Source organism: Marinobacter sp. CA1, assembly GCF_020546665.1.
Classification (GTDB): Bacteria; Pseudomonadota; Gammaproteobacteria; order Pseudomonadales; family Oleiphilaceae; genus Marinobacter; species Marinobacter xestospongiae.
In genome coordinates, this window is the sequence record NZ_CP071785.1 from 2753175 (window position 1) to 2779873 (window position 26699).

Sequence of the window (26699 nt, forward strand, 5' to 3'; positions counted from 1 at the left end):
GTCACCGATGATGGCGGGCGTTAACTTTATGGTCGAGTCGAAAATGGAAAGGTTGTCTTCTCATCAAATTGAAGCCATTAAGACGGAACATGGCCCTCTCCCCGACGAATACCTGATTTGGCTCTGTGAACGAGGATGGGGGGAGCAGGAAAGCGGGATCATGTTGTACTCAGGCCCCGTGCATCCAAAAGAAATATTCGGCGAGCAATACCCTGTGGCACTAAGGGAGGTATTGTTGATTGGCGATGATATGGCCGGCTTTTCGATTGGCTATCGTGCCTTAGAGCTTGGCTGGCAGTTTGTTGGTTTTGATAGTGCTGTCAGCGAGTTAGAGACGGTTAAAGAGGGACTCGGTGCATACCTCAAAAGTTAATCGGGTAGCCGGGGGCATCTAACCCCCAGCCCCCACAACACCCTGCATGCGGCTCCGCACAGGGCGTTTCACCGGGAATGGTGAAGCTTGATTGATCCATCCATCGCGCAGCGATGCCAGGCCTTCGGTTTTCAGGTAGTCATTGGAAAGAGTCTGTTGAATGCCCGGCGTCTTCGAGCTGCGCCAAGGGCCTTTGCTGGTGATACCACACGCCACGGCGGCCTTCACCTGTACGCCCAGCTTCATCAGGTTCCTGACTTTGGTACGTGGTTTACGCCACTGTCGCCAGTAGGCCATCCGGACGCGGCGGCGAAGCCAGTGATCCAGATCGCAGCAGCGCTGATAACCGGTGGCGATGCCACAGTCGTTGATCCAGCCACGAAGATACTGGCTAGGCCGAAAGCATCGATAGCAACGGCTGTACTCAGGCTTGATAGACAAAGTATCTGAATGGTGATTGACCGATCGCTCGTTGAGCAGCCCCCGATACGTCGGACCACCAAAGATAAGGACATTCACTGTCACTGCACTGCTGCATCATTTACGGTTGCCGTCAGATCACCGGCTTCGTTGTCTTGTGCCAACTCGCCGCCAGCCTACGCCTCATATGATGTTCTTGTGTTCATCAGCTCGCATTTGCGTTCGGCATCCTGGCCGCTGCAGGTATTCACGGCGTCTTCGGCCCTCCAGACGGAACCTCGCGGTTCGGTGCTTGCCATTCGCTAGTGGTTAGCGTTCAATCGGGAAAAATCCATTGAGCGACGATCTTCCCACAGGGGACTTTCACCCTTTTGGTTCCTGCCCAAGCTTGGCATACACAAGTATCGGCAACGAACATTAGCGCTGAAAGTTGCCGCCTAACACAAGGAAAGCCCGTGATAACCTGCTATCTTCGATATGTGATTGATCCCTACAAGCTGAAAGAATTTGAGCACTACTCAAAGCTTTGGATACCCCTGGTGAACAAGTTCGGCGGCCAGCATCACGGATATTTCTTGCCGTCGGAAGGCGCCAGTGACATTGCTCTGGCTCTGTTCACCTTCCCAAGCCTCGCCGCGTATGAACAGTACCGGAAGGACTCGTTCAGTGACCCTGACTGCATTGCCGCCTTCCAATACGCCGAAGAAACTCGCTGTATCCTCAGCTATGAACGCAGCTTTATGAGGCCGGTGTTTGAGTAATCCGGGTGAGCGCCAAGGTAGCTACTATGACCGGATCGCCCTCATCATTCAGGCTAGCAGCGCGACTTTGCTCACACTCGGGCGAATCACGAGAACCAGAGCACGATATAACCCCAGCACACTATGCTGGGGTTTTCCATTAGGTATTTGGTATCAAGCCTGGTAATCCCTTGATTGATGCCGCCTTTCCAGATACCGGAAAACAATGTTTCAACAACTCTGGAAAACCCCTGTTTAGGCCAAACCTCCGCTTAAACAGCACTCGCCCATATACTTATATGCTTAATAGGAATTTATTCATAGTGGATCTCATAGGTGGCGGCAGCAACTCCTGAATCGCCGATCATTAGCATATGCTCATCACCATAAGATCTGCGGAAAAACCCTCAGGGAGCAGAGACCAACACTCACTCCAACTCCATCATCGTACTGGCCAACATGCTCACAAGGGAAACAAACAATGTAACTTTCAGCATATAGATTCCTAACTCTACTGAGAGCGGCCAGACCATCCAGGAAATCGTTCCGATGTAGATTCCAAAATAACCGATCAGGAAGCACTTTGTCTGGCGAGCGGAATGAATCTGAAGACGCTCGAAGGATACGGCGAACAGAATGACAACGATTGGAATAAGCACATCGCCCAGATACAGGATGAGAGGGCTTAAATCTCCAGTTAACTGGGAGAAATGATTCAACCCAGTGGCAAATACTGCAATGACGATGGATAATAATATGGTGTTCCAGTTAATAGTGCTGGATTTTATGGCCTCACGGATTTCCGAGGGCTTCTGATCACAGTTCTCTAACGCGTAACGAAGGTTTCGTCGCCGTAGATAGCCGAAGATGCCTCGTGTGGTCCATACCTGTTTAGTGGTGCTGTCCAGTATCGCTCCGCTGATAAAAACCCGGTCCTTTCGACTAACCCGGCATCTTAGCGCCCGGAGGGCCGCCCTGGATTGCGGGGTGTCAATATGGCTTCCAACCTGAATGAGTTCAAAAACAATCGCAACAGGCAGTAATTTCTTTTTCTTGGCTTTGGGCTTTGACTTGGAAGCAGATGCCTCTGCTATGTCTTGTTCCTCGGCCTCCAACGCCTGCTCAAAATCTTCTCTGAAGGCCTTTCCGGTGGCGATCAGCTTCTCACGGGTTAGCTCTTTTGAGATCGGACCATCAATGAACAACGCGACCTTGATCGCCATACCGCTAACCTTGATGGCAATGCGGGAGCAGTAAGGCTTCAATGTTCGTAGTGCGGGCGCGGTCGAAACAACACTGACTGGACTTCCGTCCACTTCTGCGACATCGTCGAACTCCGGTAACGGACCACCAATCAACGGCGCTGAATTGGCATGGCGCGTCAACGACTCTAGATACTGAATAAGAAGCTCATCCTGGGCCTGCTCATCCGATTCGGCCTCAAGTTGATCCAGCAATGTCTCTTCATTGGGCAGCTGAGACACTTCGTCAACATCCGTAACAATAGTCCAGAAGCGCTCCACGATTAAACGTTGAACAAGACGATCAATAATGTAAGACAAAACCACATTCCTTTGCAGATAAACTCAGGAGCCAGCACTGGCCTGGATCAATGTTACACTATTTCACAGGCAAACATACAAAAGGCTACTGCTCTCTTGATATCGGAGGAAATATATCCCATACGCTCAAAATCCGATTGATCAATAAAACACCAGCCTGAATAATTTAATTTAAGAGATTACAAATAAATATAAGATTCTATATAGCCGTCAGGCTCAAAGTCCTTCATCTGGCCAACGATCTGCAGTCAGCTATCTCTCGCCGCACGCAGGGCGCAAATCTGGTACCGTTGTCCCTGGGTCAGTTGTCGGTATCCCGTCACAACTCTTTTTTGGTCTGTAACCCGAACGAGGGTTCCTACAGCGCCCTTCTTCCATCTCATTATCCCAAAGTGCTGCGGTTATTGCCGAACATCAGGAAAACAGGGAGCGTAACCTGCCCATGAACCAGGAATCACTTTACCCACCCGGCTTGGCATCCAGCGATAGAGTCATTCTGTTCGACGGTGTCTGCAAGCTGTGCTCTGCCTGGGCCCGTTTTCTGATCAGGTTTGACAGGAAGCGTCGATTCAAGCTGGCGACGGTTCAATCATCGGCAGGCAAAGCCATTCTGCAGTGGTATGGCCTACCAACGGATCACTACAACACCATGTTGCTTGTTGAGGGAGCGACGATCTACACCAGATCCTCTGCTTTTCTCAGAGTTGTGCGACGACTGCCCTGGCCCTGGCCGTTGATGTGCATTGGTTGGGCTATCCCCGGCCCCATCCGGGATTGGCTTTACGATCGTATTGCGTTGAATCGCTACAGGTTGTTTGGTCGTTACGAGACCTGTGTTGTTCCGAACAAAGATCATGATTCCAGGTTCCTGAATGACTAGTGTCCCCCTGAACTACGCTATTTGTCGGCTCACCGTCGCCTTTGTTTGGCTCTACCACGGTCTGGTGCCAAAATTGCTCTACCTGCATGAGGATGAGCTGGCGATGAGCCTCGCCGCCGGACTGTCGCAAACGGCGGCCGAAACCCTCGCAACCCTTGCCGGTATCGCGGAGATTGGGATGGCCTTTGCCGTCCTGCTTTTCTGGCGCCAGCGCTGGCCACTGATTCTCACGGTGGTGGCAATGCTTGGGCTACTGGTGTTTGTCGCCGCATTCCAGCCCGAGCTATTGGGTGGCGCTTTCAACCCAGTCACCACCAATGTCGCGTTGATCGCGCTTGCTATCATTGGCCTGAACCTGCAACGTTCAGATCAGGAGGAAAGCTAGCAGGCTTATTAACTCAAACATGAAGGCCTGACCAGTTGTCCAACTCACTGGCCTCTATCGAAGGAGAATCGCCATGAAGATGAGTCCGAAGGATTTTGTTGCGCGCAAAGGCACCAAGCCGATTCCCATGCTCACGGCATACACCTGCCCGGTTGCCCGCAGTGTCGAGCAGGCTGGGGTACCGATCATTCTTGTCGGGGATACGGTCGGGATGGTCGAGATGGGTTTTGACAGTACCCGGGATGTCACCATTGAGCACATGGAGTACCACATCGGAGCAGTGCGCCGGGGCGCGAAGAGTACCCACATCATCGGCGACTTGCCCTATAGAACAGACAGAGACCCTGAAACGGCCCTCGAGAACGCACAACGCCTGGTCAATGCCGGCGCCGATAGCGTGAAGCTGGAGGGTGCGAACACTCAGGTCATCCGTCACCTTGTCGAGCACAACATTCCCGTTGTCGGGCATACCGGACTACTCCCGCAAACGGCCGAGAACTTCAAGCAGGTTGGCCGCACAGAGGAAGACGCCAAGAGAGTCATGGACGAAGCCAGGTCCATTGAAGCGGCAGGCGCTTTCATGGTTGTGCTGGAGCATATCCCCTACCCTCTGGCCCGTGAAATCTCTCACGCGCTGGCCATACCAACCATTGGCATCGGGGCGGGTCAGGACTGTGACGGGCAGGTTCTGGTTATCAACGATGCCCTTGGGCTGGGCGACTACTGGCCGCCGTTCTCCAAACAGTATGCCTATGCCAGCAAGACCGTACTGCAGGTCGCGTCGGAGTTCTCCGAGGAAGTGGAATCGATGAAATTCCCAAACAACATCATTCAATTCACTGGCACAAACGGTCGTTAACTGCTGAATCAATGGGACGCGGAAGTGCGCCTTCGTGTCCCATTGATGCAACGTCTATCGAGATTGGAGAGCACGACCTCATCCCCATCCCAATCAAGGTCAGATGAATTTGCGCCAGGCTATTCCAATAGTCGGTCGTTACTGGCGCACAAGCATCTCAACGTAGGATGGCAGTACAGGTTAAGACATACCGGCGCTCAGCGAAGCTGTACCCTTCCGGGCTTACTGCCCTGTATTCTTCCGCTTGAACAACTTACTAAGCAGCCCAACAACGCCCGCAACGATAATTACACCAAACTTCTTCAGAAACAGCAGAGCGGCTGCGAAGAAGCCGGTTTTCGCTACCACTTTGCCAGCCACCAGTGCACCCAGGCCATAGGCCGCGACGGTGTCCACTTCCGGATCGAAATCGCTGTAGCGGTGCCCTTCATCAAACTCGGCCATGCCCAGCACCGTATCCAGGTTGCTCTCGATCTCGGGCAGTTGATGCATGCCCGCTATGAAGTTGAGCACCAACACGCCCTGGCGCCCAAGCGCCCGGATGTTGTAGTTCAGGGTATTGACCTGGGTATCACCGAACTGGAGTTCCTGGGCCCAGTACAGCTTGTGGGACTGCTGGTTGTAATGGGGTGTCGCCGCCCAGCCCAGCAATTCGACAGGCTGGTAGCCGGCTTCAATACGGGCCGGGTTCGATGAGCGGGTGTCCTCCTGCATCTGTTCAAGCAACTCGGCGTAGTCAATGTCGGCGGCATCGTCGTCGGACACATACCCCTCGGCCTCGTACTGAATGGTTACGCCCCAGGACTCATCATCCAGCGGGGTATAGCCTGCCGGAAACAGCATGCCCAGGGTTTCTTCGCCCGGCGGGTTGCCCCATGCCTCCACCAACACCCGTTCGCTGTCTTCAGGAGACAGGTAATAGAAGCTGTTTGGCACATTCAGTGTGGCCACACCATTCGGCAGGCTGATCTTACCCTGCTGGTAATCCAGGCTGTTGACGAAATGCTGAGCCCACTGCTGGTATTCCTGCTGCTGGTCCAGTTTTTTCGCCTCTGCCGCAACTTCCGCCTCGGAAGGCTCATTGGCCAGCACCCACTGGCTGCAAGTCATGAGTAACGCGGACGAAAACAATACGATGGCTTTCATAATGATTCCCTATGATTTGGTGCTCTTCCCTGATGGAGCAAACCCGATGTGTGGAGAAAGGGGGGCACTGCGCTGATTCGAAAATCAGTCCGGAGTATATCAGCCCTGTTTCAATAAAATCCTGAAGCAAGATCAACTGCGCGCTGGAATGAGGGCCTGTATCTTACTTATTACCCAGCGAATCCGGCTTCAGGATAGTTACGCCATCACACAAGACGAACTATGATGGTCGCCAGGCAATTCAGATGCCGTTTTCCTACCTTTTCCAATCACTGATCAAGGACAAGATGCCGTGAAAAAGACCGTTCTGTCAGCGTTATTGCTGCTCAGCCAGGCCTGCCTGGGAGATATAGGCCTTGCGGTCAACTCCTACGAAGACACGACCAGAGCAAGAACGCTGGAAACGACGGTGATGTACCCAACCAGTGCGGTCTCGCCCGAGAAACAGTTTGCGCAGAATGCTGCCTTCTATGGATTCACTGCGATTGAGAATGCCGTCGTAACTGGCCATCAGTTGCCGGTTTACATCCTGGTCCATGGCACCTCGGGAAACTGGAGGAACCTCTCCTGGTTGGCCAGCCAGCTGGCAGAGCGTGGCGCCCTGGTGGTATCAGCCAATCACCCCAACTACACCAGTGGCCAGGCCACACCTGACAGCGTCATCAGAATGTGGGATCAACCGCTGGATGTCTCGTTCCTGATCGACAACATCCTGTCAGGCCCGTATGGCCCTTACGCAGACCCGAAGAACATCACCGTCATTGGTTACTCGTTGGGTGGCTACAGCGCATTGGCACTTGCCGGTGCCAGGTTTGATATCGCCGGGTACCGCCAATACTGCGATGGTCACCAGGATGTGTCCTGCCAGTATTTTGCCAATGCCTTGATCGGGCTGACAGACGGGGATCGATCAAAGATTTCTGAGGACTACCGTGACACCAGGGTCACTCACGCAATCGCCCTGGCACCCGGGTATGTCCCAGCGGTCCAGCCAGACAGCCTGCGTGCGCTATCCGCCAGAACGCTGATCATTGGCGCGGAACTCGATGAACGTATTCCTCCCGCCTTGCAGTTGAAACCGTATCTGGAGCCGGCCTTTGACAACATCCGGTACCAGGAAATAGCAGGCGCCTACCATTTCAGCTTCATGCAGATCTGCAAGCCCGAAGCCGAGGCCATCCTTGCTGAAGAGGGTGCGGCGTTTGTCTGCCAGGAACGATCCGACATTGATCGGGAGTGGTTCCATACCCAACTGCAACAACTCATCGAGGAGTTTGACACCCTATAGGCCACACCGGGCAGCGTCTGTTATCAGATACGCCGTTGGTTGGTTTTCCAGGTCTTTGTGACCCAGCTCACGAACGTCATCGTGGCGCACAGGAGTCCCGATCCGATAAGCTAGACAACAAGTTGAAAAACTCACATAAAACACACCTGTCTAGCTTTCCGGTATGCCTGCCCTCGACTCAACCAAACGCGCACCCTCAATTGAAGACTACGAAGTCATGGAACAGGGGGTGTGCGACCAGATTGGCCAGAATCTTCGAATCGTTCGCACTCAGCTCGGGATCAGTCAGTCCGAACTCGCCTGCCTGATCGGGGTTTCCCGCAGCCAATACCGCCGCTATGAGGAAGGCCGGGATCTGCCCCGGCTGCACACCGCCATTCTCTGGTCAGTCGAGACCGGCATTCCAACTCATTGGTTGTTCACCGGCACCGGACACCACAATTGGGTGGATGTGCACTGGCACCCATCCTGGGTCGCCGTGCTGTACTTCCTGAACAAGGCACCCGGGTATGCGCTCAGATCCCTTCAGGCGGCCCTGGAAGGCTTGGCGGGATCAGCGTCAACCGGGCCCCTGGCGCACTATCGCAATCCGGGGATCGAAGAGTGTCGGAGCTGTATTGATGATCGCTACTATCAGGCAATTTCGAAACACCTGCGGCGGTTCCGTCAAGAGCACAGCCTTTCCCAGGACACCATGGCCCACCACCTCGGCATTTCCACCGCAGCCTACAAGCGCTACGAAGCATTCGGCACCAGTATCCACTTCAGCATTCTGCTGATTATGCGATTCTGGTCCGCCAGCGGCATCAGCCCGATGACGCTGACCCGCAATACCCCGGTGTTCCAGTACCGGCAGCAGCAGAACGACAATTTTGCCATCCTGCTGCCGCTGTTGAACAAGCTGTCGGTGGACCAGCTGGAAAGCGTGAAGCTACTGTTAGACACGCTCTGGACCATGTCCGGTCGCAACTATCTAACCGGAAGGGCTATCTAACAGGGAGAACTGTCTGACTGGGCAAGCCCGTCACACCCGCCGGCGGCCAGGCTTTGCCCGAAGACAATCCGACGATATGAAGCACTCAGGCTTCACATCATCTTTAGCGGTCAGGCTGGCTCTCCAATGACCCACCGTGGTATTCAATCGGTCCGATATCAGCCGCTGCATCCCGGGCGCGGCCGTAGATATCCGTCATCAACGCAGGTGCCAGACCTTCGTTAATCACCGGAGACCCCTGCCGCACGCTTACCCGGGCACCGGTAACACTGAGCAGTGGGTCGGCCGTTGAGTGGTCATGGTCCCAGGCCGGCACCACCGCCTCACTCGGGTTGCTGCCGGTGTAGTGCCAGATATTGTGGCTGCCAGTGACGTTGTCGTACTTGCTGTCACCCCGGTAGCCGGCACCCACGAAGGGCTGATCCTGTTGGGTGTAGCAGACGTTATTGCGCCACTCGATGGCTACGTTGTCTTCGCTGCCATTGAGGTTGAGGCAGCCACGGCCGCCCCGGGTCTGGCCATCGGCGGAGTAGCCATACACCAGGTTGTTGCGGATGTGCATGGTGCCCAACAGGCCGGAATCACGAATGGCAATGCCACCGTTCTCAGGACCATTGGAGGTGTCCGGATCGACACCGTCCCAGTCAGCCGCCAGCCCCACGTTGATCAGTACGTTATTGTCGATCTCCACATCCATCGACCAGTCACACTGGGAACCAACGCTGATTCCCGCCCCGGCCTGATCGACAATCACATTGTTGTAGATGCGGATGGGGCCTGTGGTGTCACCGCAGCCGTCATTCTGGTCGAACTGATGGATACCAAACTTGGCCTTGTTTCCATGCAGGTAGTTGTAGCCAAACTCCCAGGGCGCAACCTGCAGATCCGCGCCATCGCTGCGGATGGACATGTAGGTGGTGTGGTGCAGCTTGTTGGAGCCGTTACAGCCGTAGTCGTAGATCTCGTTGCCCAGCACCTTGAAGTTGGACACCCGGTCTGTACCCCACTTGGCATTGCCCATGATCGCGCCCTGGGTTTTGCTGGCGCAGCCGCCCGGAATGTCGCCGATCCGGTTGGCCACGGCACGCCCGTTCTTGCTTGAACGAATGCCATAGGTGCCTTTGAAGTGGATCACCGGCCCCGTTGGCTGGCCATTGCTGTCCACTGCGGTGTAGTTGGAGGCATACAGATCCAGTTTCGACACCACCAGGGCATCGGCGGTGTAGGCTTCAATGGCTCGCTGAGCGGTGACGGAAGGCTGGAACCCCGGGTAGGCGGTAATGGCAAACTGGGCATCCAGCGTGCTGCTGGCGGCACTATTGCTCCAGAAAATGCCCCGCGCCGTAGACGCATCGCCAGTATCAACATCGTGTACGTAAACGGTCGAACCCGCCGGTGCGGTGTCATCCGCATGGGTTACGGTGCGCCAGGGACTGTCCCAGGAGCCGTCGCCTGAGTCGCTGCCATCGGCTTTGACATGGTAGATGGTGCCGGATCTGACGGTGAATGGCAGGGCGTTGGAGGTGTGGCCATCCTGTTCGACATAGATCTTGCCTGCACCCTGGCTGGCGCCTGCGGGAATGGAGAACGCGATTTCCTGCATGCCGTGGGAAGCGAACAGATTGGCAGGTCCCGAAGGCAGGGTGCCATCGGCATTCTTCCAGTAGTAGACATAAGGCTCGTGCAGCGTACCGGTGCTGTCCTCGAACACCAATCGACCACCTTCGTCACCCAGGTCATTCCCCCAGACCGTTACAATGGCACCATCGCCACGACCGTCACCCAGGCCGGTGCTGGGGCCGCTGGTCAGATCGGTAAACGCCAGCGATGGTGGGGTATCAGCACCAGGACCTGAACCATCATCCGGATCATCGGCGGGCTGGAACTGGTAGGCGGCAATCACCGGGCTGCCGCCATTGCCTGCTTTGGTGGCAGCGCGGTTGAGCAGAAACAGCTTGCCAGAGGCTGGGTCAAAGGCACCGGCGGTGGGCATCCCCAGGGCAAAACGATTGTCGAAGCGGCCGTAGTCGTAGGGAATGGGCTCATGAAAGGCATTGGCCGCGAGGATGTCGTTGAGGTCGTAAAGCCAGACGTACGGGTATTCGTCCTCCGGGTCGTAAGGGCAGGTGCCGTGGCATTTGTTGCCATCCCACTGGGTGATGCCATATCCGCCGCCCGACTCGTGCATACCTGAGTGGCCGATGACCGCATAGGTGCGCGTGCCCGGCACGATGAAGCCAAACCAGGCAGAGCTGATGTGGGTCCAAAGCGTGTTGGATTGCGCAAAGTCAGAGTCCATACCGGTGTGGTTGTAGGCATCCCAGCTGCCCCAGCTGTCTTCATGGGCGTAAAGGGTGCTGGATAGCGCGGTATCCACGGTGTAGCCCAGCCACTGCTGGGCACCGACCAAGCCGGAGTCACCGCTCATGCCGGCAGGGTTAAAGGTGTACAGGCTGGGGCCAACGCTGGTGCGCTGAATGCCCCGGATGCCGCCACCACTGCCGGCCAGATGGGTGGCGCCCAGCTCGCCCTGCCACAGCTCCGGTACCGGCGACACATAGTTGAGCGTGGTGGCGCCCCCTTCCAGCTCAAAATAGCCATCCACCACCGGAGTGGCCAGGGAATCAGGATTGCGCACCACCACTGTGGTGTGGGTATTGCCACCGTTGACGTCGTTCCATCGGTAGCCCTGGATGACCAGCTCGCCATTTATGTAAGCCATGCCCCCCAGTTCATCGATGCCCTGAGGGTTATCCGATGTCGCCGCGTCAAGCACCCGGGTAAAGCCCTGCTTCATGGTCGCCTTGGGCAGCTGTGCCGGGTCCGATGCCATCCCCAGCACCTCCGGCACCTGGAATTCGGCAATCGCATCGTCATAACGGTGCGAGTCAATGAACACCGAGTTGGCATCCGGGTTGTAGGCCAGCCGGCCATTGGCCCAGGCCGTCTTGGAGACACCGTCACGGTATTCCACCTTGAAGGCCCCCTGATAGGCGCCGGTCAGGTCATCGATGGTCGCCAGCGGCAATGCCGTAGGCGCCGCCAGCGCGGCTGCGGGTACGGCCGTCAACACCAGGAAGCTCACAACCCGCCCTGCCCGACCGACCGTATTGGTGCCGGCAAGACCACCCGACCCGATCAAGCGCCGGGCGGTACCTTTTCCTCTCTTCACATAATCCATAGAGCGCCATTATCTCTGTCTGACTTGCTATCCATACTGCCGTTGCCACGCCCAGGCAGACGCATTGACGCCGACGCACCTGAAACGCAGGACAACCCCATGTTGCAACAGCGGTCAGTGTGTTCGGGACAGCCCGAGCCAACAAGCAACGAATCTGGCCATCATGAGGCGCAATTGGGCTCTGTTCGTAGACCAACCATCCCGACTTCATGATTGGTGTGAGACGATCCTTTGTTGCAGAATCAGCAGTCCTGGCTGCCGGGTTCATGAGAAATCAGCCGGCTCCAGATTCCACAAACGATCAAGTTGGCTATTTGCATAAGGAAAGCATGGCAATGTTAAGGACGTCCGCCCTTGTTCTTGCGCTATTTCTCAGTGGCTGTACAAGCGTCGCCACCTCCCCCCGACCAATGGATTACTACTCCCCGGGGCAACCGGAGTCAGCCGGCGAATCACTCTTTGAACCTGCCAAAAACTCCCTGGCAGACGACACCATCAAGCGCATCCTGGATTACCGGCTTGCCCTCCCCGCCCAGAACAGGGTTGCCGTACTGAAGCTGTCCAGCAACAGCTACTGGCGCTATTACTCCGATGACTTCACCCAGCTTAACGAAGACATTGCCACCAACTTTATCGGACGTCTGCAGGCATCCGATCGGGTCTACGACGCCTCCTTTCTCCCCAGCCTGCTGGTACCCGAGCAACGTACGCTGCCGTTCCTGCGGGAAGCCGCCGCCCGCTATCAGGCAGACCTGTTGCTGGCCTACCGGACCCAGTGCCGAACGTTCGAGAAGTACCGCCTGATCAATCCCGACGAAACCAGGGCCCACTGCACGGTAGAAGCCGTTCTCCTCGACACACGCTCCGGCACCGTGCCGTTCTCGGTGGTATCCAGCAACCAATTTTCCGCAAAGAAAGACAACCAGGACAACAACTTCAGCGAGACCATCCGCAAAGCGGAACTGGCCGCCATTGGCCAATCCCTGGCAGAAACGGCAGATCGTCTGACGGAGTTTCTGGCTCAGGTTGAGACGCTGTAACCGCGTTTGATGGCGGACATACCTTTGTTGTCTCCATCGATACAAATGGGCGCGGAGACGGAAAAGTCATAGTCCATCTCTATCGCTATAACCTGAGCAGGAGTGCCTATCAGATGTTTTTTTCCACAGAAAGTTGCCACGACCGACTACGTCAGTATTGTAAATAGCCTCGATGAAAGCCCTCAAAATCATAGCCCTCATCACCCTCTTCGTTCTCGTTTGCGGCTTCCTCGTACCCGATCGGCGCACCATTCCGGTTGCAGGTGCGACCCGCTCGGACTGGAACGCCAATACCTTCTGGTTTGAACCCTGGGGCAGCTCAGGGGTGCACAAGGGAATAGACATTTTCGCGACCAGAGGCACGCCCGTGGTTGCTGCTACCGATCTGGTTCTGCTCTACCGGGGAGAACTTCCGAAAGGAGGAAAGGTGGTCCTGGGACTTGGCCCAAAATGGCGCTTACACTACTTTGCCCATTTGGACAGCGTGAACCAGAATGGTTTGTTCGCTGTCCGGGGCGAATCTCTGGGAACGGTTGGAAACAGCGGAAATGCCCTGGGCAAACAGGCTCACCTTCATTACTCGATTGTGAGCCTGCTACCCCGTCCATGGTTGGTCGATGGGTCTACCCAAGGGTACAAAAAGGCATTTTACCTCAACCCGATCAAGTATCTGACAGACTGAGGATACTCTGAATACCCCAGTGAACCGCATGACCAGGCTATTGACGATACTCAGGAGGATGCCATGTTCCCACCAGCCTATCCCCATGACCGGATAGCCAAGCTTTATCCCAGTGTCTTTCTCCTCCACGGCAGTATTAGGATGAAGCCGGGGCTTCGAATCAACCGAAACATGATCATCCTGTGCGACGCTCAGGCACTCACCCTGGTCAACCCGGTTCGAATGGACGATGACGGCCTTTCTGCGCTGGAGAAGCTTGGCACCGTCAAGCGGGTCATCAGGCTGGGAGACTTTCACGGGCTGGATGACGCCTTCTATCTGGATCGGTACCAATGTGAGTTCTGGGCACAAAGTGGTCAGGCAACTTACCGCCACCCCCAGCCAGATACCGTGATCTCAGCCAACCTTGCCCCGCCCTTTCCCAACTCGGAATTCTTTATCTTCGAATCAGCCCAGTATCCGGAAGCCGCTCTTCTGCTTAGGGACCATCAATTACTGATCACTACCGACAGCGTTCAGTACCATGCAGACTGGAGCTACTTTTCGCTACTCTCAAAGTATGCATTCAGGCTGCTGGGATTCCGGCTTGGTCTCAACATCGGACCACCATGGTTGAAGCGAGTAACACCCGCCGGCGGCTCTCTGAAAACGGACTTCGAGCGACTGCTGGAGCTGGAGTTCGAGGCACTCGTATCGGCACATGGCAAACTGCTCTCCGCCAATGCCAAGCAGATGCTCGCCATGGAAGTTCACAGAATCTTCAATAAACCCAATACGCCGTAATAAACATCAAAAGCACACCATACAGGTAACCCATCGATGAAACTGATCGTATTGCTGGCAGCCGTGCTGATTGTCGGCCTTCTGTTCCTCCAACAGCTTGACAACGAACCCTCTCCCCCCGAAAACGTGGTCGGTAATAACCCGGCTGCTCCAGAGGCCCCGCGGGTTCCAACGAACCCCGAAGAGCTGAAAACCTTCGAGAACGACATCAATCAGTTTATGGATGACGCGGCGAAGAAACGCATGGAACAGGTCGAGTAGCGCCCCCCATTGTTGAGCGCTCACCCAGTAACTCCGTACTAGTGTCCCGCTCGAATTACACCGCAAGAAACGGAGTGTCCCCGGGCGCGGGGCAACTTATCGTTTGTGCATTCCAGCAAGACAGGAGAATGCACATGACGGAACGCAACGTATCAATGGGCGCGCTGGAGTGGGCCCTGGTGGTTATTCTGTCCATCCTCTGGGGTGGCTCGTTTTTCTTTGTTGAAGTGGCCGTATCAGCACTCGCTCCCCTGACGGTCGCGGCGCTTCGGGTGGGGCTGGCGGCGCTGGCACTCAACCTGCTGGTGCTGACCATGGGACAGAAGCTGCCGAGACAGCGTTCCCTGTGGCTGGCGTTCTTCACCATGGGGCTACTGAACAACATGGTGCCGTTCACCTTGATTGCCTGGAGCCAGACCCATGTATCCAGTGGGCTGGCCTCCATTCTGAACGCCACCACACCATTTTTTACCGTCCTTGCCGCCCATTACCTTACCCGGGACGAGAAGATCACTCAGACCCGGCTGTGGGGAGTAGCACTGGGGTTTGCCGGCGTCGTAGTGATGATTGGCGTCGGTGCCCTGGCCAGCTTCGGTACCGATACCATGGCACAGCTCGCGATACTGATCGCGGCCATTGCCTATGCCTGCGCCGGTATCTTCGGCCGACGTTTCCGCCAACTGGGCTGCTCACCACTGGTGACCGCCACCGGTCAGGTCACGGCATCAGCCATAGTGCTGATCCCCCTGGCCGCCGCTACTGACCAGCCCTGGCGACTGCCAACACCGGATGTTCATGTCTGGGGGGCCGTGATCGGTGTCGCCCTGCTATCTACCGCGCTCGCCTATATTCTCTACTTTCGGGTGCTGGCCACGGCAGGGGCCACCAACCTGCTGCTGGTGACGTTTCTGATCCCGGTCAGCGCCATTCTGCTGGGCACCACCGTGCTTGGCGAGCAGCTTGAACCCGGGCACCTGGCCGGTATGGCCCTGATCGGGAGCGGGCTGGCGGCGATTGATGGCCGCCCAGTGCAGGCTCTGCGACGCGTTTGGCGTCTTCGCCGGTTCCCGGTACGCTCACTGTTCAGGGACCAGGCTGATCGAAGCGACTGATGTGAGACAGGCAAGGAGTTTGGACCGATGAGCAGCATGGCTGACTTTTCCGACGACACCAGCCGCTGGCGGGCACTTGAAACCCGGGACCCGGCGGCGGAAGGCGCCTTTCTCTACGCCGTTCGAACAACGGGAATCTTCTGCCGCCCTGGCTGTGCCTCTCGCCGGCCCAGGCGGGCAAACGTTGAATTCTTCGAAACCTGCCGTGCCGCCACGCAGGCCGGCTATCGCCCCTGTAAACGCTGTCGCCCCGATACCCTGTCGCCGCGACGGCAGTTGATCAGCCTGATCGTTGACGCCTGCCGAGAACTGGAAGCCAGCGAGACCACGCCATCCCTGGACCAGCTCGCAGCCAGGGCGGGCCTGAGCCGCTGGCATTTCCAGCGACGGTTCAGGGATCTGGTGGGAATCACCCCAAAACAGTACGCTCTCACCCACCGGAGCCGACGGTTTCGCGCCAGTCTCAGCCATGAACCGTCAGTAACCGCTGCCATCTACGATGCCGGTTTCAGCTCCAGCAGCCGCGCCTATGACACCACCTACCAACGCCTGGCGATGACGCCCTCCTGTTATCGGGAGGGCGCCGCAGGCCTGACGGTGCACTACGGAGTGGCACCATGCCGGCTGGGCTGGGTGATGGTTGCCGCCACCGACACCGGGCTCTGTGCGGTAGAGTTTGGCGCGGCACCAGAGCCCCTGCACACCCATGCCAGACGCCGCTTCCATCGGGCAACACTTCAGGTGGACAGCCCCCTCATGGCTCCCATCCTCCAGCGGATTAGCGCATTCATCGACAACACAACCAGCCATCGCGAACTGCCGGCCGACATTCTCGCCACAGCTTCCCTGCGCCAGATCTGGCAGGTAGGCTGGCCATCAGGAAACGCCTGAGAGGACAACCCATGCCCCCGAGCATCGCACTGGAAGCACTCAATCCGGACCACACCCTAGAACTTTACCGGCTGACGGAGGCCAACCGCGAGCATCTGCGGGAGTGGCTGCCCTGGCTGGACAGTATCCGGTCCAGCCGGGATACCCGGGCTTTCATTGATGCCACCATGGCAGAGTCCGCTGCCCACGGTGCCCCGCACTTTGCGATCCGGAGTGACGGCCGCCTTTGCGGTGTCGCCGGATTCCACGCCCTCGATACACAGAATCGCACCGGCTCTCTGGGCTACTGGCTCGACCGCCAACACGGTGGCCGCGGCATCATCACCGCCGCCGTGGCGGAACTGGTGCAGCTGGGGTTTGGCGAATGTCGCCTGAACCGGATCGAGATCAGCTGTGCCGTCGGCAACCCCCGCAGCCGGGCGATTCCCGAACGCCTGGGATTCACTCTGGAGGGCGTCCTGCGCCAATGCGAATGGCTTTACTCCCACTATGTGGACCATGCCGTTTACGCCATGCTGGCTGACGACCCTCAACGCCATCTCATCGACTCATTCCGGAGAACGACATGCCTTCCCCGCTCGTAACCACCGACTGGCTGCAGGACAACCTTAGCAACGAACAACTGGTACTGATCGATGCCAGCATGACCAACGTTGTCGGTAAGGAACCGATCACCTATGACCACCCGCTATTCATTCCGGGTAGCCGTCGTATCGACCTGGAAGGCACGCTGTGCGACACCGGCTCGTCCCAGCTTCATGCCTTCCCGACAGAAGCCCAGTTCACCGCAGAAGCCCGGCGACTGGGCATCGGCCCGGACAGCCTGGTGGTGCTGTACGACAACCAGGGCATCTACTCGGCTCCCCGTGCCTGGTGGATATTCCGATCCATGGGGCTGACGGACGTGTGCGTGCTGGACGGAGGCCTGCCGCAATGGCTAGCGGAAGGACGGGAGACTGTCGATACCCCGATCGCCGATGCCGCCACTGGCCATAGCGTGACAGGCAACCTCGACGCCAACCGGGTGCGGGATGCCGCCTATGTCCTGCAGCATCTGGAGAGCGAGGAGGTTGCGGTTATCGACGCAAGATCCCGTGCGCGCTTTCTGGCACAGGCGCCGGAACCCCGGCCCGGCGTGCGAGGCGGCCATATTCCCAACTCATTCAACCTGCCATTTACTGAAGTGCTGGATGACTACCGCTTCAAACCCGCAGACCAGTTGACAGCACGCTTTACTGACCTTGAACTCCACCCCGACAGCCAACTGGTGTTTTCCTGTGGTTCCGGCATTACCGCCTGCATCATCCTGCTGGCGGCCGAGTTGGCCGGATTCAAGGCGCTATCACTGTATGACGGCTCCTGGGCCGACTGGGGCAGCAATGAAACATTGCCAATCACCGTGGCACCATCAAACAACGGAACCGCCAACCCGTGAAACTGGAATGCCTGAGCTCCTCGCATCACGCCTCACTGCTGCGATTTGAACTCGACAACAGAGCCTGGTTCGAGCGCTTTATCGAGCCAAGGCCCAAGGCGTTCTACAGCGATAACGGTATCCTCGCTCACATTGACGAATATCATCGGGCCTTTCAGAGTGGCGAACTGTTCCCTGGCCTACTCATCGCCCAGGGCGAGATCCTGGGCCGGTTCAACCTCCGGCAGATCAGCCTGAGTGAACGCTCCGCCACCCTGGGTTACCGCTTGGCACAGGTTCACACCGGCAAAGGGCTGGCAACCCGGGGGGTGGCCCTGATGCAGACCCATGCTCGCGACATCCTTGGCCTGACCACCCTGAAAGCCCAGGTACTGGACAACAACCCGGCTTCTCTTCGGGTGCTACGCAAACGGGGTTTCCAGCCTGCAACGTATCACCCCCAGGCCGCCACTATTGGCAACACAGTCTGCGGCCGCACCGAGATGTTCTGGCAATCCGCCAACAGCAGCGGCTGACAAACAGGCACCGGTTGAAATTCCGCCTTTTTCAGAATACTGTATATTTAAACAGTATTCTGGATGAGCGATGAGCGATCTGCTGAACACCCTGATTCATGATGCCCGCGTCTGGCAGGGCCGTCGCCACGGCCTGGCCAGGCCACCGTCACACAGTACGGGGCACGCTACCCTGGACCGGCTGCTGGACCATACCGGCTGGCCAGTCGGTGCCCTGAGTGAGTGTCTGATCGACCGCCCGGGGATTGGCGAACTGCAACTGGTACTGCCGCTGCTGAAGCAGGTAGCCGAATCGGAACGTATGGCGTTCTGGATCAATCCCCCCTGCATTCCCTATGCCCCTGCCCTGGCCGGGGCCAATATTGCCCTGGAGCAGGTTGTGGTGATCCACACCGACGCCCCGGGCGATACCCTGTGGACTCTGGAGAACTGCCTGCGCGCCAGTGTGACCGGGCTGGTGCTGGCCTGGCCCGGCAACCTGGCCAGCCGGGATATTCGCCGGCTACAGCTGGCAGCGGAAGCCGGTCGCAATGTCTGCATCCTGTTCCGTGAACGGCGCCAGGCCCGCCAAAGCTCCCCTGCTGCGCTGCGGCTGGAGCTGGAGGCCCGGGACGACCGGCAGTTGCAGGTTCAGGTACTGAAACGTCGCGGCGGCTGGCCCGGACAACCCGCGACCCTGGAGATCGATGGGCGCCTGGGTCAGCGCGAGCCGTCCGCCCCCCGGGTTATTACCGGTCCCTGGGCAGGATCAATGGGTTAGCCGTTATGCTCTGGCTTTACCTGCATTTCCCTCACCTGTTACTGGATCACCTGGCACGCAGCCAGGAAACACCGGCAGCCATGGTGACCGTCGCCAGCACTTCACAACAGGTACTCCAGGTCTGCCCGCTGGCGCAGCAGCAGGGGGTGCAGGCCGGGATGCGGCTGAAAACCGCCCTCGCCCTGACCCCGGAGCTGGGCATTGTCCACACCAACAGCACCCGGGAAGCGGAGCTGCTTGAACAGCAGGCCTGCTGGCTCTACCACTACGCCGCCCAGATCGTTCTCTACCCTCCGGAGGGCCTGTTGCTGGAGGCCAGCAGTCTGCTGCGGCTATACCGGACTCTGCCAGCATTGTGGCAAACCCTGGAGAACGCGCTCGCCAGCCGCCGGCTGACGGCCTGGCTGGCCTGCGGCATCACCCCCAAGGCTGCCCGTCTGCTGGCCCGCCAGAATCTGGGACAGTGCAGCGACGACCACACCCTGCTGGCGGCACAGGTCCAGGAACTCCCTCTGCCAGCCACCGGGCTGGAGACCCGACCACTGGAACGGCTGGCACGCCTTGGCCTGACCCGGCTGGGGGAAGTGGCGGCCCTGCCGCCCCGAGAACTGGCCCGCAGACTGGCGCCGGAAACCCTCGCCCACATCCAGCAGATTCTGGGACAGAGGCCGGACCCCCAGCATTGCTGGCAACCACCACACCGTTTCCAGCAGCGGGTGGATTTCATGCAGGAGGTGGAGCAGGCCCAGGGACTGCTGTTTCCATTGCAGCCCCTGCTCACCGAGCTGGAGGAAGACCTGTTGTGGCGCCAGGAGGACACCGACCGGTTACAACTTACCCTCCACCACCGGGATCACAGCCAGCAGGCTCTCAGCATACGCACTGCCGGACCGGAACACCGGGCCAGTGCCTTTCTGGAGCTGGTGCGACTGCATCTGGAACGACAGCCACTGCCAGCCCCCGTTATCGCCATGACGCTCACAGTCACCCGCTTCCTGCCCCGGGGCACCACAATCAGCCGGGATCTGCTGGGGGAAAACGAAGACCCGAAAGAAGCCTGGCAGACCCTGATTGGCCGCCTGCAGGCACGGCTTGGCCGTGGCGCGTTGCGGCAACTGGAACCCCAGGCAGATCATCGCCCGGAAAAAGCCTGGGCAACCGCCGGGCTCCAGCCACAGCGACGCAAGCCCCCGGTAACGCAGAACCCACCACCGCGACCACTGTGGTTACTGCCCTCACCCCAGCCGCTGCAACAGCCCCCGCAAACCTGGCTGTCCGGCCCGGAGCGCATCAGCAGCGGCTGGTGGGACGGCGAACGGGTGCAACGGGATTACTACAGCGCCTTGCTCACCAGTGGCCAACTGGCCTGGGTGTACCGGGACGACCAGGGCCACTGGTTTGTTCACGGCTGGTTTGGCTAGTGTCCGAATTAACCAGACGGGACACGAGAACACCATGAGTTATGCCGAGCTGACCTGCTTCAGCAACTTCACCTTCCTGACCGGCGCTTCCCATCCCCATGAGCTGGCGGAACGGGCCCTGGCGCTGGGTTACCAGGCACTGGCCATCACCGACGAATGCTCTGTCGCCGGTATGCCCCGGGCCTGGGCCGCCCTGCGCGATAGCCCGGTCAAACTGGTGACCGGCAGCTACTTTGAACTGGCCAGCCGTGACGATGGCCAGCCTGTCCGCTTGGTCGTACTGGCCCGGAACCGGCTCGGTTACGGCCAGCTCTGCCAGCTGATTACCCAGGGCCGCAGGCAGGCCAGCAAGGGCAGCTATCAGTTGAGCGGTGACGATCTGGAACAGCATCCGCTGGATCACTGCCTGTGCCTGTGGCACGCCCCCCACCCCCGGGAAGCCGACTTCAACAGCAGCCTGACCACAGGCCGCTGGCTACAGGCCCATTTCAGCCAGAGGTTCTGGATCACCGCAACCCGCACCCTGGAAGCCGGTGAAGAGTCGCATCTGGAGCGTATCCGCAACCTCGCCTCCAGCTTACGCTGCGCCATTGTTGCCACCGGCCAGATCCACATGCACAGCCGTGACTGCCAGCCACTTCAGGACGTGCTCACGGCCCTGCGGCACAACACCACCGTCGAACAGGCCGGGCACCGGCTGTTCCAGAATGGCGAGCGTTACCTGCGACCGCTGGCGGTGCTCGAACGGCTCTACCCGGAGACCTGGCGGCAGGAGTCCCTGCGTATCGCGGAACGCTGTGATTTCAATCCCGACATTCTCAAGGAGGAATACCGCTACCCGGCCAATCTGGTGCCGCCAGGCTACGGTGCCAGCCAGTACCTCCAGCACCTCACCCGGGAAGGTGAACAACGCCGCTTTCCCGACGGTACGCCGCCGGCAATACAGGCGCTGATCCGCAAGGAACTGGCACTGATTGCCGAGCTGGAGTACGAGCACTATTTCCTCACCATCCACGACATCGTCCGCTTCGCCCGCAGCCGCCATATCCTCTGCCAGGGGCGCGGTTCCGCCGCCAACTCAGCAGTGTGCTACTGCCTTGGCATTACCGAAGTCGACCCCCGGCAGGTGGACCTGCTGTTCGAACGGTTTATTTCCAGGGACCGCGGCGAGCCCCCGGACATCGATGTGGATTTCGAGCATGAACGGCGCGAAGAGGTAATCCAGTACATTTACCAGCGCTACGGCCGGGACCACGCCGCGCTGGCGGCAACCGTGATCCGCTATCGCCCCCGTAGCGCCATCCGCGATGTCGGCAAGGCGCTGGGGTTTGATCCGATTCTGGTGGAGCAGTTTCTCAATGGCATCGACTGGCGCGACAGGGAAAGCAACTGGCGTCAGCAGATCCTCGACAAGAACCTGACCCGCAACTCCCGCATTGCCGACCAGTTCTTCAAGCTGGTGCAGCGCATCCTCGGGTTTCCCCGCCACCTGTCCCAGCACGTCGGCGGTTTCGTGATCAGCGCCGGCCCACTGGCGGAACTGGTACCGGTGGAGAACGCCGCCATGGCCGAACGCACCGTCATCCAGTGGGACAAGGACGACCTGGAAAGTCTGGGACTGATGAAAGTCGACGTCCTCGCCCTGGGCATGCTGTCCGCCATCCGCAAGGCCTTGGCACTCATCAGCGCCAGACGTGGCGCACCCGTTACCCTGCAAGACATCGAGCGGGAGGACCCGAAGGTCTATGACATGCTGCAGAGCGGTGACAGCATCGGTGTGTTCCAGGTGGAATCCCGCGCCCAGATGAACATGCTGCCGAGGTTGCGGCCCGCCTGCTACTACGATCTGGTGATTCAGGTTGCCATCGTACGGCCCGGCCCGATCCAGGGCGACATGGTGCACCCCTACCTGAAGCGACGGGCCTGTCCGGAGGCCGTAACGTACCCCAACGACGACATCCGCCAAGTGCTGGAGCGCACCCTTGGTGTACCGATCTTTCAGGAGCAGGCCATCAAGCTGGCGATGGTCGCCGCTGGCTTCAGCGCCGGCCAGGCAGACCGGCTGCGGCGGGCCATGGCCGCCTGGAAATCCGATGGCGACCTGACGCCTTTTCGCGGCGCACTGATCGAGGGGATGCTGGCACGAGGCCACAGTGAAGCGTTTGCCGAACGGCTCTATAAGCAGATCTGTGGTTTTGGCGGGTATGGGTTTCCGGAATCCCACGCCGCCAGCTTTGCCCTGCTGGTGTACGTCTCCGCCTGGCTCAAGCACTACCATGCCCCCGCTTTCTATTGCGGCCTGCTCAACAGCCAGCCAATGGGGTTCTACTCGCCGTCACAACTGGTGCAGGACGCCCGCCGCCATCAGGTGACGGTGCTGCCGGTGGATGTCAATCACAGCGACTGGGATCACGTTTTAGAGAGTATCAACTTAGAGAATACTACCTTAGAGAATACTACCTTAGAGAATACTACCTTAGAGAATACTACCTTAGAGAATACTACCTTAGAGAATACTACCTTAGAGAATACTACCTTAGAGAATACTACCTTAGAGAGTACTAACTTAGAGGATACCAACGACAGCCTCAGGTTGGGGTTGCGGCTGGTGAAAGGGCTGTGCCGGGAAGCGGGCCGACGAATTGGCCAGCAGCGGCCTGAGTCCGGTTACCGGTCCACCACCGACCTGCGGCAACGAGCGGAGCTGTCCCAGCGGGATCTGGAGGCGCTGGCCGGGGCCGGCGCTCTGGCCAGTCTCAGCAGCAACCGACACCAGGCCTACTGGCAGTTGCTGGAACACCAACTGGCCCCCGGGCTGCTTCTCGGCACCGCCGGGGCAGACGACCACCCCGCGCCGCCCGTGCCACTGCCCGTACCCAGCGAAGGCCAGAACCTGCTGGCGGATTACCACAGCCTGGGGCTGAGCCTGCAGCGCCACCCCCTCGCTCTGCTGAGAGAACAGGGGCACCTGAAACACTGCCTCAACGCCGAGCAACTGCTCGATGTCGAACCCGGGCGCCCGGTCCAGGTTGCCGGTCTGGTAACCGGCCGCCAGCGCCCCGGCTCCGCCGCCGGCGTGACCTTCGTAACCCTGGAGGACGAAACCGGCAACATCAACGTGGTGGTCTGGCTCGCCACCGCCCGACGCCAGCGCAAACCCCTGCTGACCGCCCGCCTGCTGCACGTCAAAGGCATCCTCGAACGGGAAGGTGACATCATTCACATCATGGCCGGCAAGCTGAACGACCTCAGCCACCTGATTGAAAACCTCAACGTACAGTCACGGGATTTTCAGTAGTACCGCCCACCGCTTACCACCCTCTTCCATAACAGCTCACCAACAGACAACTGGTGATAAATCCACCAGCCTGGCGCTGGCGTAAGAACCTTGGCGGTATGAGTTGCAACAACCTTACTGACGAGGACCCCATAATGAAAAAACTGACAAGCTACATCCTCCTGTTATTGGCGCCTCTGGCCCTTACCGGCTGCTGGCTCGATGACGACGATGACAAGGACGTTGTCACAGTTACGGTCTTCCACACCTCCGCCGATGCGCCTGCCGTCAACGTGCGTCTCGGTGACGAGGTGGTCGTCACCAACGCCGATTTCAAACAATCCGCCCGTACCCGGGTAAGCGGTACCCAGAACCTGTTCGTCGATGCCCGTCTGCCGGACGGTCAGACCCTGGAAGTTCTGGGACCGGCCACCATCATGGCAGACGCCGAGAACGTTGACGCCTACGACGTCTTCGCCATTGGCCAGGTAGGCAACGCCACCTTGGAAGCGCTGGTCATCAGCGATGACCTGGAGCGCATGGACGCCAACAGCGTGCGGCTGCGGGTAGCTCACCTCGCCTCCGCGGCCCCTGCCGTGGATGTCTATGTCACCGCCCCTGACGCTGACCTGGCTGCGGCGTCACCAACCCTGACCTTCAGCTACAAAACGGTGACCGATGCTCTGGAAGTGCCCGCCGGGGACTACCGGGTCCGGGTCACGGCGGCCGGTCAGAGTGATGTGCTGTTTGACAGTGGTACCGTCCCCCTGGCCAGCGGTGCCGATCTGCTGATCGCCGCAGTCGACAACACCAACCATGGAGATGCGCCCATCAGCCTGCTGGTGGAAAGAGAAGGCACAACCACCGAGCTGGTGGATGCGGATGCCGGTGCCGGTCTGCGGGCGGTCCATAACGCCTACGACGCCCCGGCCGTCGACATCTATCTTGGTGGCATCACCGGCGCTCCCGCGATTGCCGGTCTGTCGTACCCGGATGCGGCACCAGGCCCTGCCCTGGGTAACTACGCCAGCGTCGCTGCCGGCACCACTGATGTCGCCATCACCGCAACCGGCGATACCAACGCCGTTGTCCAGGGCAGCTTTGAACTCGGCAACGGCATGGCTTACACCGTACTCGCCGCCAACGCACTGGCCGACATTGAGCTGCTGCCGTTTACCGACGATGCCCGATCAGTGGCAACCGAGGCCAGACTGCGGGTCATCCATGGCGCCGGCCAGGCCCCCAATGTCGATGTGTACCTGACCGCCCAGGGCAGTGGCGGTATCGGTAACGCCAGCCCGGTACTGAGTGATGTACCCTTTGGCGCCAGTTCCGGTTTCCTGGCGGTTGCCGAAGGTGACTACGACGTCTACGTTACCGTGGCCGGCACGGGCACCGTCGCCATCGGGCCGATACCGGTCACCCTCAGCAATGGAGGGGTCTACACCGCCATTGCCCGGGAAGCCTCCGATTTCGGCAGTTCGGGCAGTTTCACCGTCACCGGCCTGGACGACCTGGCCTCACCCAGTGCACCTTAAACACCGCATCCGCTAACCAAGAACCACCCGCCCCGGCCTGCCCAGCCGCAGCAGACCGGGGCCACTCCCTTTCAACAGGCACGTCTATACTGACCTTCATCGCCTTTCCGTCACCAACCGAAAGTGGAGGTCCGCATGGGCATTCAACAGCAACGCCAGGACACCATCGCCGCCCTGGTTGCCCCTGGCAAGGGCATACTGGCTGCCGATGAGAGCAGCCCAACCATCGCCAAGCGTTTTGCCGCCATTGCGGTGGAATCCACCGAAGCCAACCGCCGGGAGTACCGCAGCCTGCTGTTCGCCACGCCCAGACTGGGTGACAGCATCAGCGGCGTTATCCTGTTCGAAGAAACCCTGGGCCAGAACGACGATGACGGCACGCCATTGCCGCAACGGCTGGTCCAGCAGGGGATCGTACCGGGCATTAAGGTGGACAAAGGCAAGGGGCCGCTGGCCAACGCCCCGGGGGACGAGATCACCCGTGGTCTGGATGGCCTGGAGAAGCGCCTTGAGGGGTATCTGCAACAGGGTGCCCGGTTTGCCAAATGGCGCTGCGTGTACCACATCGGCGGCCACAATCCGGGGCCTTTGGCGGTCAAGGCCAACGCCGAAGTCCTTGCCAGCTACGCCGCCATCTGCCAATCCCTGGGGATGGTACCGATCGTCGAGCCGGAGGTGCTGATTGACGGCGACCACGACCTAGAGCGCTGCGCCCAGGTCAGCGAAACGGTGCTCCATGAGGTGTTTCACGCCCTCCACCGGCACCGGGTTGAGCTGGAAACGATGATTCTCAAGCCCAGCATGGTCACACCGGGCAAGAACCATCCGCAGGCAGCCACAGCCGAACAGGTGGCCGAGCATACCCTACGGGTCTTTCGCCGGGTGGTACCGGCGGCGGTTCCGGGCATCAATTTCCTGTCAGGCGGTCAGGGACCGGAGGAAGCCACCGTCAACCTGAACGCCATCAACCAGGCCAGCCATCGCCCCTGGACCCTCAGTTTTTCCTACGGCCGGGCCCTTCAGGAGCCAGCGCTGGCTGCCTGGGGTGGTCACCACGATCAGCGGGAAGCAGCCCAGCAGGCACTGCTGCACCGGGCCAGGATGAACGCCCTGGCTACCACCGGCGAGTACCGAACCACGCTGGAAGCGCGCTGAT

25 protein-coding genes are annotated in these 26699 nt (G+C 59.0%); 21 read left to right on the forward strand and 4 right to left on the reverse strand.

All coding sequences use genetic code 11. The features are described from left to right. Positions 1-7: 7 nt before the first annotated feature. Complete coding sequence (locus J2887_RS12560) at positions 8-373, forward strand: hypothetical protein (RefSeq protein ID WP_227171466.1); 366 nt, start codon at positions 8-10, stop codon at positions 371-373. An 18-nt stretch (positions 374-391) separates the two neighbouring features. Here the strand turns inward: J2887_RS12560 and J2887_RS12565 are convergent, their stop codons facing one another. Further along, positions 392-898, reverse strand: a complete 507-nt coding sequence (locus J2887_RS12565; RefSeq protein WP_228752814.1) for a group II intron maturase-specific domain-containing protein — start codon at positions 896-898, stop codon at positions 392-394. Between the two features lie 350 nt (positions 899-1248). Here J2887_RS12565 and J2887_RS12570 point away from each other — a divergent pair, with 350 nt between their 5' ends. Next, on the forward strand, positions 1249-1554 hold the full coding sequence (locus J2887_RS12570; RefSeq protein ID WP_227171467.1) for an NIPSNAP family protein: 306 nt from the start codon (positions 1249-1251) through the stop codon (positions 1552-1554). 407 nt (positions 1555-1961) lie between these two features. Here the strand turns inward: J2887_RS12570 and J2887_RS12575 are convergent, their stop codons facing one another. Then, positions 1962-3095 (reverse strand): hypothetical protein, encoded by a 1134-nt coding sequence (locus J2887_RS12575; protein ID WP_227171468.1) that lies wholly within the window; start codon positions 3093-3095, stop codon positions 1962-1964. Between the two features lie 442 nt (positions 3096-3537). On the opposite strand from J2887_RS12575, the gene J2887_RS12580 reads away from it, so the two are divergent. The 3 genes from J2887_RS12580 (at position 3538) to panB (ending at position 5219) form a co-directional block, all read left to right on the forward strand. Continuing rightward, positions 3538-3975 (forward strand): thiol-disulfide oxidoreductase DCC family protein, encoded by a 438-nt coding sequence (locus J2887_RS12580; protein ID WP_227171469.1) that lies wholly within the window; start codon positions 3538-3540, stop codon positions 3973-3975. Beyond that, positions 3968-4360: a DoxX-like family protein gene (locus tag J2887_RS12585; RefSeq protein ID WP_227171470.1), complete on the forward strand. Its 393-nt coding sequence runs from the start codon at positions 3968-3970 to the stop codon at positions 4358-4360. The genes J2887_RS12580 and J2887_RS12585 overlap by 8 nt, the downstream gene beginning before the upstream one ends. A 73-nt stretch (positions 4361-4433) precedes the next feature. Then, positions 4434-5219, forward strand: a complete 786-nt coding sequence (gene panB / locus J2887_RS12590; protein WP_227171471.1) for a 3-methyl-2-oxobutanoate hydroxymethyltransferase — start codon at positions 4434-4436, stop codon at positions 5217-5219. A gap of 222 nt (positions 5220-5441) precedes the next feature. On the opposite strand, the gene J2887_RS12595 is transcribed toward panB, so the two are convergent. Next, positions 5442-6365, reverse strand: a complete 924-nt coding sequence (locus tag J2887_RS12595; protein ID WP_227171472.1) for a DUF2167 domain-containing protein — start codon at positions 6363-6365, stop codon at positions 5442-5444. A gap of 292 nt (positions 6366-6657) precedes the next feature. Here J2887_RS12595 and J2887_RS12600 point away from each other — a divergent pair, with 292 nt between their 5' ends. Both J2887_RS12600 and J2887_RS12605 read left to right on the forward strand, forming a co-directional pair. Next, the gene (locus J2887_RS12600) at positions 6658-7653 is read left to right on the forward strand and encodes an alpha/beta hydrolase family protein (RefSeq protein WP_227171473.1); all 996 of its coding nucleotides are present in this window, start codon (positions 6658-6660) and stop codon (positions 7651-7653) included. Positions 7654-7816: 163 nt separating this feature from the next. Next, positions 7817-8647: a helix-turn-helix domain-containing protein gene (locus J2887_RS12605; protein WP_227171474.1), complete on the forward strand. Its 831-nt coding sequence runs from the start codon at positions 7817-7819 to the stop codon at positions 8645-8647. A gap of 103 nt (positions 8648-8750) precedes the next feature. Here J2887_RS12605 and J2887_RS12610 read toward each other — a convergent pair whose 3' ends face one another. Further along, the gene (locus J2887_RS12610) at positions 8751-11828 is read right to left on the reverse strand and encodes a hypothetical protein (RefSeq protein WP_227171475.1); all 3078 of its coding nucleotides are present in this window, start codon (positions 11826-11828) and stop codon (positions 8751-8753) included. 335 nt (positions 11829-12163) lie between these two features. Here J2887_RS12610 and J2887_RS12615 point away from each other — a divergent pair, with 335 nt between their 5' ends. The 14 genes from J2887_RS12615 to J2887_RS12680 all read left to right on the forward strand — a co-directional run bounded on the left by J2887_RS12615 (position 12164) and on the right by J2887_RS12680 (position 26698). Next, on the forward strand, positions 12164-12868 hold the full coding sequence (locus J2887_RS12615; RefSeq protein WP_227171476.1) for a hypothetical protein: 705 nt from the start codon (positions 12164-12166) through the stop codon (positions 12866-12868). Between the two features lie 172 nt (positions 12869-13040). Beyond that, a complete protein-coding gene (locus J2887_RS12620) occupies positions 13041-13550 on the forward strand; it encodes a M23 family metallopeptidase (RefSeq protein WP_227171477.1) in 510 nt (169 codons plus the stop codon). Positions 13551-13613: 63 nt separating this feature from the next. Then, positions 13614-14333 (forward strand): hypothetical protein, encoded by a 720-nt coding sequence (locus tag J2887_RS12625; RefSeq protein ID WP_227171478.1) that lies wholly within the window; start codon positions 13614-13616, stop codon positions 14331-14333. A gap of 36 nt (positions 14334-14369) precedes the next feature. Continuing rightward, entirely contained in the window at positions 14370-14594 is a 225-nt protein-coding gene (locus J2887_RS12630; protein WP_227171479.1) for a hypothetical protein, read from the forward strand. A gap of 134 nt (positions 14595-14728) precedes the next feature. Further along, positions 14729-15706, forward strand: coding sequence for a DMT family transporter (locus tag J2887_RS12635; RefSeq protein WP_227171480.1), 978 nt, complete (start codon positions 14729-14731; stop codon positions 15704-15706). Positions 15707-15733: 27 nt separating this feature from the next. Further along, positions 15734-16597, forward strand: coding sequence for a bifunctional transcriptional activator/DNA repair enzyme AdaA (locus J2887_RS12640; protein ID WP_227171481.1), 864 nt, complete (start codon positions 15734-15736; stop codon positions 16595-16597). Between the two features lie 11 nt (positions 16598-16608). Further along, entirely contained in the window at positions 16609-17181 is a 573-nt protein-coding gene (locus J2887_RS12645; RefSeq protein ID WP_227171482.1) for a GNAT family N-acetyltransferase, read from the forward strand. Further along, the gene (locus J2887_RS12650) at positions 17163-18032 is read left to right on the forward strand and encodes a sulfurtransferase (RefSeq protein WP_227171483.1); all 870 of its coding nucleotides are present in this window, start codon (positions 17163-17165) and stop codon (positions 18030-18032) included. The genes J2887_RS12645 and J2887_RS12650 overlap by 19 nt, the downstream gene beginning before the upstream one ends. Next, positions 18029-18547 carry a GNAT family N-acetyltransferase gene (locus tag J2887_RS12655; RefSeq protein ID WP_227171484.1) on the forward strand — a complete coding sequence of 173 codons (519 nt, stop codon included), beginning with the start codon at positions 18029-18031 and terminating at the stop codon, positions 18545-18547. Before J2887_RS12650 ends, J2887_RS12655 begins: the two co-directional genes overlap by 4 nt. A 70-nt stretch (positions 18548-18617) precedes the next feature. Beyond that, positions 18618-19307 carry a translesion DNA synthesis-associated protein ImuA gene (gene imuA / locus J2887_RS12660; protein WP_227171485.1) on the forward strand — a complete coding sequence of 230 codons (690 nt, stop codon included), beginning with the start codon at positions 18618-18620 and terminating at the stop codon, positions 19305-19307. 5 nt (positions 19308-19312) lie between these two features. After that, on the forward strand, positions 19313-20728 hold the full coding sequence (locus tag J2887_RS12665) for a Y-family DNA polymerase (protein ID WP_227171486.1): 1416 nt from the start codon (positions 19313-19315) through the stop codon (positions 20726-20728). Positions 20729-20762: 34 nt separating this feature from the next. Next, positions 20763-24026, forward strand: coding sequence for an error-prone DNA polymerase (locus J2887_RS12670; RefSeq protein ID WP_227171487.1), 3264 nt, complete (start codon positions 20763-20765; stop codon positions 24024-24026). 134 nt (positions 24027-24160) lie between these two features. Beyond that, complete coding sequence (locus J2887_RS12675) at positions 24161-25543, forward strand: DUF4397 domain-containing protein (RefSeq protein ID WP_227171488.1); 1383 nt, start codon at positions 24161-24163, stop codon at positions 25541-25543. Positions 25544-25678: 135 nt separating this feature from the next. After that, positions 25679-26698, forward strand: coding sequence for a class I fructose-bisphosphate aldolase (locus J2887_RS12680; protein WP_227171489.1), 1020 nt, complete (start codon positions 25679-25681; stop codon positions 26696-26698). The last annotated feature ends 1 nt before the right edge of the window (position 26699 follow it).

Bases quoted from the DNA above. Each gene is read 5' to 3' on its own strand.
- J2887_RS12605 (WP_227171474.1), top strand. From the start codon at position 7,817: ATGCCTGCCCTCGACTCAACCAAACGCGCACCCTCAATTGAAGACTAC.
- J2887_RS12650 (WP_227171483.1), top strand. From the start codon at position 17,163: ATGCCTTCCCCGCTCGTAACCACCGACTGGCTGCAGGACAACCTTAGC.
- imuA (WP_227171485.1), top strand. From the start codon at position 18,618: ATGAGCGATCTGCTGAACACCCTGATTCATGATGCCCGCGTCTGGCAG.
- J2887_RS12635 (WP_227171480.1), top strand. From the start codon at position 14,729: ATGACGGAACGCAACGTATCAATGGGCGCGCTGGAGTGGGCCCTGGTG.
- J2887_RS12585 (WP_227171470.1), top strand. From the start codon at position 3,968: ATGACTAGTGTCCCCCTGAACTACGCTATTTGTCGGCTCACCGTCGCC.
- J2887_RS12610 (WP_227171475.1), bottom strand. From the start codon at position 11,828: ATGGATTATGTGAAGAGAGGAAAAGGTACCGCCCGGCGCTTGATCGGG.
- J2887_RS12665 (WP_227171486.1), top strand. From the start codon at position 19,313: ATGCTCTGGCTTTACCTGCATTTCCCTCACCTGTTACTGGATCACCTG.
- J2887_RS12560 (WP_227171466.1), top strand. From the start codon at position 8: ATGATGGCGGGCGTTAACTTTATGGTCGAGTCGAAAATGGAAAGGTTG.
- J2887_RS12680 (WP_227171489.1), top strand. From the start codon at position 25,679: ATGGGCATTCAACAGCAACGCCAGGACACCATCGCCGCCCTGGTTGCC.
- J2887_RS12675 (WP_227171488.1), top strand. From the start codon at position 24,161: ATGAAAAAACTGACAAGCTACATCCTCCTGTTATTGGCGCCTCTGGCC.
- J2887_RS12595 (WP_227171472.1), bottom strand. From the start codon at position 6,365: ATGAAAGCCATCGTATTGTTTTCGTCCGCGTTACTCATGACTTGCAGC.
- J2887_RS12620 (WP_227171477.1), top strand. From the start codon at position 13,041: ATGAAAGCCCTCAAAATCATAGCCCTCATCACCCTCTTCGTTCTCGTT.
- J2887_RS12630 (WP_227171479.1), top strand. From the start codon at position 14,370: ATGAAACTGATCGTATTGCTGGCAGCCGTGCTGATTGTCGGCCTTCTG.
- J2887_RS12640 (WP_227171481.1), top strand. From the start codon at position 15,734: ATGAGCAGCATGGCTGACTTTTCCGACGACACCAGCCGCTGGCGGGCA.
- panB (WP_227171471.1), top strand. From the start codon at position 4,434: ATGAAGATGAGTCCGAAGGATTTTGTTGCGCGCAAAGGCACCAAGCCG.
- J2887_RS12615 (WP_227171476.1), top strand. From the start codon at position 12,164: ATGTTAAGGACGTCCGCCCTTGTTCTTGCGCTATTTCTCAGTGGCTGT.
- J2887_RS12625 (WP_227171478.1), top strand. From the start codon at position 13,614: ATGTTCCCACCAGCCTATCCCCATGACCGGATAGCCAAGCTTTATCCC.
- J2887_RS12580 (WP_227171469.1), top strand. From the start codon at position 3,538: ATGAACCAGGAATCACTTTACCCACCCGGCTTGGCATCCAGCGATAGA.
- J2887_RS12645 (WP_227171482.1), top strand. From the start codon at position 16,609: ATGCCCCCGAGCATCGCACTGGAAGCACTCAATCCGGACCACACCCTA.
- J2887_RS12670 (WP_227171487.1), top strand. From the start codon at position 20,763: ATGAGTTATGCCGAGCTGACCTGCTTCAGCAACTTCACCTTCCTGACC.